The organism is Ramlibacter sp. WS9 (assembly GCF_003797765.1).
Taxonomy (GTDB): domain Bacteria; phylum Pseudomonadota; class Gammaproteobacteria; order Burkholderiales; family Burkholderiaceae_C; genus Ramlibacter.
The window spans coordinates 1-1,491 of record NZ_RKMB01000078.1; the positions used below are offsets into that span (position 1 = coordinate 1).

Below are 1,491 nucleotides of genomic sequence, written 5' to 3' on the forward strand. Positions count from 1 at the left end.
GCGATGGTCATGGAGCCGTTGCCCACGTACAGCTTGTAGCCATCGGCCGGTGCCTTCATGACTTCCTGCGCGCCGATGTTGCCGTTGACGCCGGCCTTGTTGTCGATGACCACGGGTTGGCCCAGTTCCTTCTGCAGGCCGGCCAGCAGCACACGGCCGGCGAAATCGGTCTGACCGCCGGGCGGGAAACCGACGACGAGCGTCACCGGTTTGGTCGGCCAGTTGGCCTGGGCCCAAGCCGCGGGTGCAGCGAACGCGGCAAGGGCCAGTGCGGTCGCGCCCAGCAGGGTGGATCGGCGCGCGGCCGCGAAGGGAGTCGTCTTCATGCTGTCTCCTGATGAGGTTCAAAGGTTTGGATAGCGCTATCTTAGGACAGCGCTATCCGAATTGGATTGGGGTAAACCCTAAACTAGAGATTGTGACTGACACACGGTGACAAAGTGGAGCGGGGTGGGGTCGGTAGCCTGAACCGTCCGATCGGGACAACGCTGTCCGGTACACTCCCCCGATGCCTGCTTCCGTCCGTTCCCGCGCCACCGGCCGCGTCACGCTGGCCGACGTGGCAGGGGTGGCCGGCGTCAGCCCGATCACAGTGTCGCGGGCCTTGCGCGGTGAGCGTGCAGTCGATCCCGAGCTGGTGGCCCGGGTCAAGGCAGCGGCCGATCGCCTGGGCTACGTGCCCGATCCGGCGGCGCGAGCGCTGGCCTCGCGCCACAGCACACATGTGGCGCTGGTGATCCCGATGCTGTCCAATGCGCTGTTCGTCGACCTGCTGGAAGGCGTGCAGCGTACGCTGCGGCGCGAGGGTTACCAAACGCTGATCGGTGTGAGCCACTACGACTTCGGCGAAGAAGAGCAACTGCTGCGCGAACTCCTGCTGCATCGCCCGGCCGGGCTGCTGGTGACCGGGCTGGAGCGCAGTGATTCGAGCCGTGCGCTGATCCGCGCCAGCGGCGTGCCTTGCGTGCACCTGATGGACACCTCGGACATGCCTGGCGTGCACTGCGTCGGCTTGTCGCAGGCCGACGCCGCAGCCGACATGACGCGCCACCTGTTCGAACGCGGCCATCGCCGGATTGCGTTCGCGGCCGCCCAGCTCGATCCGCGCACGCTGCAGCGGCTGGAAGGCTGGCGCCGCGAGATGCGGGCGGCCGGCCTGCATGCGAGCACCCTCGAGTGGCTGAATCCGGCCCCTTCCTCCATCGCCCTGGGCGGCACCATGTTCGAGCAGATCGTGGCGCAGTCCCCGCCGGTGGATGCGATCTTCTTCTGCAATGACGATCTTGCCCAGGGCGCACTGCTGGCGGCCTTGCGCCTGGGCATCCCGGTGCCGCAGCGCGTGGCACTGGCCGGGTTCAACGACTTGACCGGAAGCGACCAGATGCTGCCGCCGCTGACCACGGTGCGCACGCCGCGCGCCGAGATCGGCACCGCCGCGGCCGGCATGCTGCTGACGCTGATGCGCGGCGAGACTCCGCCTGCCAGCTGCAT

General features: G+C 67.9%; 2 protein-coding genes. One reads left to right on the forward strand and one right to left on the reverse strand.

The window, feature by feature from the left end; genetic code table 11:
• Positions 1-326 (reverse strand): tripartite tricarboxylate transporter substrate-binding protein (locus tag EEB15_RS32970; RefSeq protein ID WP_255466394.1); only part of this gene is annotated, 326 nt, incomplete at its 3' end.
• A gap of 182 nt (positions 327-508) precedes the next feature.
• Here EEB15_RS32970 and EEB15_RS32975 point away from each other — a divergent pair.
• On the forward strand, positions 509-1,491 hold a 983-nt coding region (locus EEB15_RS32975; protein ID WP_141514224.1), incomplete at its 3' end, for a LacI family DNA-binding transcriptional regulator.